At 59.8% G+C, this 7,933-nt stretch carries 7 protein-coding genes; 6 read left to right on the top strand and 1 reads right to left on the bottom strand.

The genetic code is table 11. From position 1 onward, the window contains the following. The first annotated feature begins 220 nt into the window (after positions 1 to 220). From HALKA_RS19700 to HALKA_RS21115, 5 genes are all read left to right on the top strand, one after another. Positions 221 to 520, top strand: a complete 300-nt coding sequence (locus HALKA_RS19700; protein ID WP_245545410.1) for a hypothetical protein — start codon at positions 221 to 223, stop codon at positions 518 to 520. Then, complete coding sequence (locus tag HALKA_RS0115430) at positions 520 to 732, top strand: hypothetical protein (RefSeq protein ID WP_026190349.1); 213 nt, start codon at positions 520 to 522, stop codon at positions 730 to 732. The genes HALKA_RS19700 and HALKA_RS0115430 overlap by 1 nt, the downstream gene beginning before the upstream one ends. Then, positions 729 to 866 carry a hypothetical protein gene (locus HALKA_RS21495; protein ID WP_018258844.1) on the top strand — a complete coding sequence of 46 codons (138 nt, stop codon included), beginning with the start codon at positions 729 to 731 and terminating at the stop codon, positions 864 to 866. Before HALKA_RS0115430 ends, HALKA_RS21495 begins: the two co-directional genes overlap by 4 nt. A gap of 495 nt (positions 867 to 1,361) precedes the next feature. Beyond that, the gene (locus HALKA_RS0115440; protein ID WP_018258845.1) at positions 1,362 to 4,805 is read left to right on the top strand and encodes a DUF5817 domain-containing protein; all 3,444 of its coding nucleotides are present in this window, start codon (positions 1,362 to 1,364) and stop codon (positions 4,803 to 4,805) included. A gap of 172 nt (positions 4,806 to 4,977) precedes the next feature. After that, positions 4,978 to 5,490, top strand: coding sequence for a hypothetical protein (locus HALKA_RS21115; RefSeq protein ID WP_211206030.1), 513 nt, complete (start codon positions 4,978 to 4,980; stop codon positions 5,488 to 5,490). A gap of 75 nt (positions 5,491 to 5,565) precedes the next feature. Here the strand turns inward: HALKA_RS21115 and HALKA_RS19705 are convergent, their stop codons facing one another. Next, the gene (locus HALKA_RS19705) at positions 5,566 to 5,916 is read right to left on the bottom strand and encodes a DUF8053 family protein (RefSeq protein WP_018258847.1); all 351 of its coding nucleotides are present in this window, start codon (positions 5,914 to 5,916) and stop codon (positions 5,566 to 5,568) included. A gap of 528 nt (positions 5,917 to 6,444) precedes the next feature. Here HALKA_RS19705 and HALKA_RS0115455 point away from each other — a divergent pair. After that, the gene (locus HALKA_RS0115455; RefSeq protein WP_018258848.1) at positions 6,445 to 6,774 is read left to right on the top strand and encodes a helix-turn-helix domain-containing protein; all 330 of its coding nucleotides are present in this window, start codon (positions 6,445 to 6,447) and stop codon (positions 6,772 to 6,774) included. Positions 6,775 to 7,933: the final 1,159 nt, after the last annotated feature.

Below are 7,933 nucleotides of genomic sequence, written 5' to 3' on the forward strand. Positions count from 1 at the left end.
GGAACACTTGAGCTGACTGCTCGTCCATCGTTGGCTGCTACTGAGTCGCCAGCAGAATTGATGTTACGATCTATCGAGATGAGCGCATCTCGAAGAGTTTGTCGTCGAATTCCTCTAGCAGTTCGTCTGAGACGGAAATACTCGGTCGTGCCACGATAGCCCGTTCGCAACTTCGCAACAAAAGGCTGGGCCACCGACTGGACACGGAGGCGGATCACTGATGATGACCACGCCCGAGCGCGGCGAGGTCGTCGCCGTCACGACCGTCGACAGCGAGCCGCCACTGTTAGTCACTCACGTCGAGTCCGACGCCGTCCGCGGCGTCCTCTTAGCGGACCTGGCCGACGAAACCATCCAGCGACTCACCGACACGGCCGGTGATCGCGACCAGCGCCGCCAGCTCGTCGACGCGGTCCAGCACGCAGACCTGATGACGTTCCGCGTGCCCTTCGCAGACCTGCGCCATCGTGGCCAGCCGGGCATCCAGGGCTGTCACCTGCCACAGGGGGGGCGCGAGTGATGTCTCGGGCCAGTTCCCCGACGCAAGACGAACCAGATCCAGCGCCCACACAGCGCCAGAAATGGCGCTTGCGCTACGCCGTCGGCGATCTCGTCCACTACACGGAGTGGACCCACGAGTTCGCGACTGTCGAGAACCTCTACGAACAGTACCGCCGCGGCGACTACGGCCACGACGTCGTCATCGAGCGCCGCACGGAGGTCCGACGATGACGGGTCATGGCAACTACTGGGGCATCGGTGAGACGGAGCCGACCGAAGGCGACATCGACTGCGTCCTGTGTGACGCCAGCAGCGCGACGATCGAAGCCCATCACCGTCACATGGAGGTCGTCCATGACTGCTGAGCGGTACTGCGCTGACGAGCGCAACCGCATGACGTGCGTCAGACGCAGTGTCAATCTGTGCAGGGGATTTAATACGGGACGGGATGTCACATTCCGATATCAAGCTAGGACATACCCGCCACTAATCGAAGTGGGACGCGGGAAGAGAATGGGGGCGTTGATTCGCCCCTTAGGTTTGGACACCTATCTCTTCCCTCGCACCCGATATAAGGATTTCCCCCCAGCGTCAGACGCATCTCTGCGCACAGTCGGGGGACTCTCAGTTGGCCAGCGAGCCGTGAGACCGTCGTAAGCGTCGCGAATGGCAGGACTACCTCTCTCTCTCGACGGGTCTGGTGACCCGATAGCACGCCCGGGGACTGAGCTTGGGGGCTCGCCCACGCAGCGATGGATCTCTCGCTCCCGTTCGCTCTGCCGAGCGCGACACCGTCGCGACTGTGGTCGCGATGGTGGGCGACACTCTGTCAGAGCGATCCCATCTGGGGGTGAGCGCCAGTGACCTACGCCGTCGTCGGCTGTTCGGAGTGCCAGTCGCTCTGGCTGCTCGAGGACGACAACAGCCAGGCCGCTCACTGTCCGACCTGTGGAACGCGCCACCAGCGGGATGCTCTCAGACCGCTTGCACAGGCTGAGGATCGGGACGTTGCGAGCCAGCAACGCACGGCGCTCCTGGCCGATCGGGCCGGCGCCGCCGACGCCGATCTCGACCCCTACTGGGCACAGGACGCTCGTGCTGCCGAGGTCGTCGTCGACGATCGCACCTACCTCAACGGCCTCGGGGTTGCGCCCGAGCTCGTCGACCAGCTGACCGACGAGCCAGAGGAGTCTGAGCCAGACGAGTCCGAGCCTGCCGCGCCGTCGACGACCACGACCCAATCTCCGGGAAGTGGTCCCGACGTCGACGTGCCCGTCGCTGAGCGGCCACAACTGCACGGCACTGGCGATGAGCCACACACACCCGGCATTTCGGTGATCGACCCTGGTGGGCAGTTGGGGATTGCCGGGCACACCTATCAGGGTGTGAGCCCACGTACCTCTGAGTGGCTGGCTGACGTCATTGCAGAGTTGGTGCCCTCGACGGCACGGCTTGTCCAGGACATCGCACGCGAGCGCTATGATTTCGACTACCGCGATCCTGACGCCGGGTCCGGCGCTGTTGAGACAGTCATCCACGACGAGCTGGTCACCGATATCGCCCAGCTCGAGTCCGTCGACGCCAACACAGCGGCCGTCGAAGAGGCGCGGTCGTATCTCGATGCGATCGGCCGCTACGCGCTGTTGTGGGCCGACGATGTCTATCGTGTGCGCCGTGGGTTCAAGGGCACCAAACAGTTCGACCGCATCACGAGCACACTCGAAACGGTCGGCACCAGTCGAGGACAGTTCAACGCTGGTGTCGATGCATTGCGGCATTCGCTCGTGGCGCTGCACGCAGAGCGCGCTGTCCCGCGCACACTGACGTTCCTGCTCGATGGGGAGGCGTGGACGGCTGCCGACCGGGACACGATCAAGCGGGCGCTCACGGCCTTCGACGCACTCGCTGATGGCTTCGATGTTCGGCTCTGGATGTCGCCGGGCGTTCGCCAGCGTGTGCGTCGGCTCACCAACACTGCGCTGGACACGGCAGCCGAGACGCGACCCACGTGGGCAGATCGCTTCGCGTTCCTTACTGACGGTGAGCAGACGTCCCGCCGGTCCCATGATGGTACGGCCGCGTCAGCCGACCCCGAGGTTGCCGCGGAGGCGTGGGGCTTCGTCGAGGACAACGCCAACGAGACTGGCCTGCTCACGGTGTTGGCTCACCTTGATGCTGCCGACGAGCGCTCGGTGCGCGCCCTCAAGCGGGATGTCGAGATCGACTACGCAGACACCAGTATCGACCGCTATGTAGCCGATCTAGAGCCGGCAGGCCTGATTGACATCGATCGCACACACGCATCCAACAGGCTCTCGCTGACGCCGCTGGGTACCGCTGCACAGGAGTATGTGACGTCGACGGGCGAGGTTGTTCACCGGAACCAATCCCAATTGGTGGGTGCGTCTTACGGACACCCCTCAGCGTCGCACAAGTACAGTGTAGCGCCCCAGCAAACAGGAGGGACCCACCACCCCCCGGCCGAACAGTGGCTGGCCGAGACGGGCGACCCCGCCGAAGATGGGTACGTGCAGTTCCTGGGCGACTCCGCTGGCCCTCGCGAGGTCGAACCGCCGGTGCTGCACCGCCGGATTCTCGCCGGAGAGCGTGCTAAAGGCGTGAACTTCGCCGATTCAGATATCATCGACTGGACCGAGGAGAATCAGGCGCCGAACGGTGACGGCCGCGTGAGCTACGTCTCGATCTTCGACGACCATGCCCTCTGCGTCACTCAGTGGGGCGGTCCTGCACAGATGCTGGCACGTCTCTGTGCGAGCTTACTCAGCAACAAGATGCTGAGTAAGGCATTAAATATCGATGCTGTTGGGGCGCAATTCGAACAGACCCACGGCGGCGTCGATGCCTTCGAGAACGATCTCCACGACGTTCTTACCCGGGCCCAGCAGATCGGCTGGCTCAGTGAGGACGAGCTCGAGCACTACGATGCCTTCCGCGAACGATACGGCAGCGTTCGATCGACGCTGCTGTCGACAGTCGCTGGCCTCGGGGATCTCACCCAGGGCGAGCGCAGCGAACTCTTCGAAGATCTCCACGGCCTGCTGTGCTCGGCGACGCACCTGTACCGGGCAGCCGGTATCGACGTCACGTTCAACATCCGGCTGCCCCGGACGAAGGAACTCCTCGCGAACGGCAAGGCGCTCGAAGACTTCCTGGACTTCATGCGCTACACCGTCACCAAACAGGCTGGCTACGAGGACGAGAACGGTTTCCACAGCTGGTTCCGGATGTGCGTCGAGGACCGCAAGCAGAAGCTGAAGGCTCGTGCAGCCTACGACGTCGACGACGGCGACTCGACTGCCGAACTCACGGCGTCGTGGATCGTTTCCGGCCCCGAAGCCAGTGAGCTCCGCGACCTCGTCGAGGACGCCGTCGACGAGGAGTCATCTCGACTGCGGGAACGCGTCGCAGAGGGCACCGAGCAGGCCGCGACGCTCGATATTCCGGTGGTCGAGGCCAACTCCTACGCTCACATCCGGGGGTTAGTCCGGGAGATGGCCGACCGCAAGGGCTTCCACGAGGCAAATCGCCAGGATCTGGATCGCCTCGCCCGCTGTCTCGAGGCAACGCTCGCCACCGACGACCGCGGCCCCGATCCCTACCTGGTCGCCGACGCCCTGTCGTCACTCGAGGCTCGCGATCGCGTCTACGACTCGCTGGACGTCCATGCGATCGAGACAGCACTGGCCGAGCTGCCGTCGACGGCGATCTTCCCGACACTGCCGCCGGCCGCCCGCCGGATGCTCTCGGCGCTGTTCGCGAGCGACGAGCCACTCGACCGTCAGGCCCTCATCGACATCACGAGCGAGAGCTCCTACGACCGCCACTGGAAGACGCTGCGGGCGTTCTTCCTCGTCGAGCGGACCGACGACGGCTTTGTCGCACACCTCGAGCCCTGGTGGGCGTCGACGAACGATGAGCGCGAACCGTTCCACGAGGACCATCCGATGCCGCTCCCGCAGCGGGAGGGCGTCGCGATCAAGCGGTCCGCACCGCCGACCGATCCCGGCCGGCTCATCATGGAGGTGATCGTCGAGACGGACCACATCGAGCTCTCGCCCGAGCGGTACACCGAGCTGGGCTACCGCCAGCACGAATGGCACACGCTCCTCGAGGAGCTGGACTTGGAGCGGTTCCGCCCGATCCTCCAGGCGTTCTGTGACGATTGGCACGAGGCAGATAGCGAGTCTTACTCGAACCCTTCAGGGGTACAAATCGGGCCGCAGTCGGCGGGTCCGGGCGTTGGTCAGGTCTCGATCGCTGAGGCTATGGCTGGTGCAGACTGACTCTGTTGGTGTCGCGGTTCGTCCGTTGCAGGCGTCGCGGTCTCCATGTAGGAGAGCGATGCCGGATAGTCATCAGCAGCGATGATATACACTGAAGATATTGGATACTCTCAGTGTAATTTCCACCCAAGATATTTATTCTACTGTGTGTAATTGGGGGATGGGAGAAGAAATGAGCAATCCTCATAACTCAGTCAAAGTCGACGACGCCGTCCATTCGGAACTAGAACGGCTCAAAGGGAAATACGACGTTAGTACGTTCAACGACGTACTCCGACACGAACTCAATATAGTCCCTGACGCAAAGATTGACGAACTCGCTGCTTATCTTTTAGAAGAACTTCGAGAGGCAGCTCACGAGGTGGTTGAGTTGATCGAATCTATCGATGACTTCACCCGAGCTGTTTCCGAAAGTGATGATGGTAAAACATATCTCACTTTCACGAGCATTCAAACTGAGCGGGAGATCGCAAGAGTCGGATTTGATGAGAAAGAATTCACAGTTTCTTACCGAAACAAAAATGGCGAGATGGATCAGTGTGGTCGCGGAAGGAAAAAGAATGCAAATGAGACCCACTACGGTACAAGTAGCGGTACGTACGATCATATAGATCGAGAAGAGATTCTCAAAAATATCGAAGACAAGGTAGCCGGTTCGAATCGGCGTTGGGGCACAGCGCCGTAGATCTTGGTAGTAAGGAATCTCATAGAATATCGATTTCTGGTTTGACTATGGAGAGTCGCGCAAACCGCCCGTGAATCAGCCGCTGACAACCTCCTCGCCGTTACCGTACACAGAATTCGTCTCACTTCTACGCCATACTGTCTTTCCCAGAATTCGGGGACGGCACCCTATGAAGGCGCTACTACTACTGCTGCCAACGTTCACACCGGTCTCGGGCGTTTCGCCGTTGTACCAGGAGTCGTCGACGACCGAGTCGTCCATGACGGACACACGCCACTCGCCAGGCGCTTCCATCATCACCACCAGTTGGACATCAGTGTCTGGGTCGCCGTCTTCGTCGAGGAGGTCACAGAGCTGCAGCTCGTCTTTCGGGATCGATACGATGCCGGTGCCGCGGTTGGTGCTGAGGTTCGTGATCCATGTCATGGGTCTCTCACGACCATCCGTTCTGGATGATCACAGTCCATTAGGGGGCCAGAAACGACATATAAATCGCACCCATTTTGACACCAGATCGTTGATACATTTTCTCATATTGTCAGTGTGTTCTTAGTTACCGTTGTGTATACGATCAACTACGCTGCTTACACACCGGTCGGACTCTCCCTCCTGAATCCGTCCCTCGATCACTCCGCACCCTGTCGGGGGAGCCGCCGTTCTGGGACCAGTATCGATCTGTCAGTGACAAAAATGGCGCCGCGGTGCGCGCGCGTATCTGGAACAAGAACGGAAGGGGGGACCCCCCTCCACCCCTGTTGAGTACTCAATTTGCTGGCAGACTCATCCAGATCTCGAGGTAACTGGTTCCATCGAGTGACCAGTCTCGGCGGAAGAATCTAGGTCCTGCACCTGCAATCGCTGGGTGATGCCTGTGCGTACGTTCGACCTCTCTGTACCGCCCGCTGTGCTCCGTGTCATCGACTTCTCTGTAGCTCGCCTTCGTGGGGTGTCTCGATGAGCGCCGAGGAACTGTCGGGCCTTGACCCGACAACGGTCGACGAGTGGATCGCTCTCTCTCCGACTGAAGAGGCGATTTTCCTGGCCGTCGGCCGGCTGTCACAGCCGGAGATCTTCCCGTGGGGCGGGGCCGTCATCGATCATGCAGACGAGCACTACCACTCCATGTCTGAGCGCCAGGGATACCGCGCACTCACGAATCTCACGGACCAAGACTTCCTCACTGAGTTGGATCCCGATGGGAAAATCGACTACTACGAAATCACTGAAGAGGGAGAACAACTCCTGCAGGCTGTTCGGGATGAGATGAGGGCTGTCCTTGAATAGCTGGTGAACTACAGAAGCTTGGTCGAAACGTCTGCTGGCCGTCGACTAACTCGCTGAAGACGACTGGATCGAATGTTCGGGAAAAGTTGGCGCCCGGAGCTCAAAGCGAAGATGCTCGGCGATGTCGACGAAGAGAGCCGACGTGCTGGCACAGGACTATTGGCAGATGATCTCTTCTAACCTATCGGCCAGCGATAGGTAGATTCTCAGTTTTCAATCCCGAGCCGCCCCCTGTGTGCGAGACCATGCAATTGGGCTTTTGAGCAACTAGACACAGACAGCTAATGATCTTCTTTGGTTAGAGATTATCGTCTAACTTTACGTGTTAATTCCTCTGGCTCGAAATAGACTGTCTTATATCTCTAAAACCGTAGTGTTTATCAACGAAGGAGCCGTACGATGAAGTAAGCCAACTGCAGACCCCTTCGTTTTTACCGATGCAACATCCGTAGAACCGTCAGTGCTGTCTCCGCCAAGACTTAGGTTCTACGGGTTACTACTCTTGCAGCGAAAGGGCACCCGCTATGTCGGACGAAGTGGGATGCCACAGACCTGCAGTAACAGGGCTATGAGCCCCATTACTGTGCCGACGTTGAACACTGTCAACGGTGTACCGATAAGCACGAGAGGGCACACCGCTGCACCGAACAGTAGTAGTAGAGTGGCAAGAACGTCCTTTATATCGGGTGGATACTGACATTCTTGGCACTTGTCGGCAGGCGGGATATCGTCAAAAGTAGACATACTTCCGTCTACATATAGAGCCGCTTCTAGTTGATGGGCTGACACATCTTCGTCGGGCCCTACGGCCGTGCACCGTTTTGGTACGGTGCTACGCGCTTCGGCTTGGGCGCAAAGCCAACTGCAGACCCCAGCCTTGTTACCACCTAGTGCCTGCTCGCTTATAAATCTGTTGCCTGACAGCACCATCTTTGTTTAAATAGTGGGTCGGGTGACTACCACTCGGTCACCAGTGGTTGGGCCGTGTTTAGACGCTCCTCAACCGGCGAGTCACGGGCCGTTGCGGTTGATCTAAAATCTGTCCTGAGTGCCTCATCGTGTCGATCTGTTCGCGGAGCATACGCCGCAAGAGCCGACGCTCTTACGTAGACTGGCGAAAAATATCGGCAGCGAAGCAGTCAACGAGTCCGTGGATTGG

Origin of the sequence: Halomicrobium katesii DSM 19301, from assembly GCF_000379085.1 — an archaeon.
In the GTDB taxonomy this organism is placed as follows: Archaea; Halobacteriota; Halobacteria; order Halobacteriales; family Haloarculaceae; genus Halomicrobium; species Halomicrobium katesii.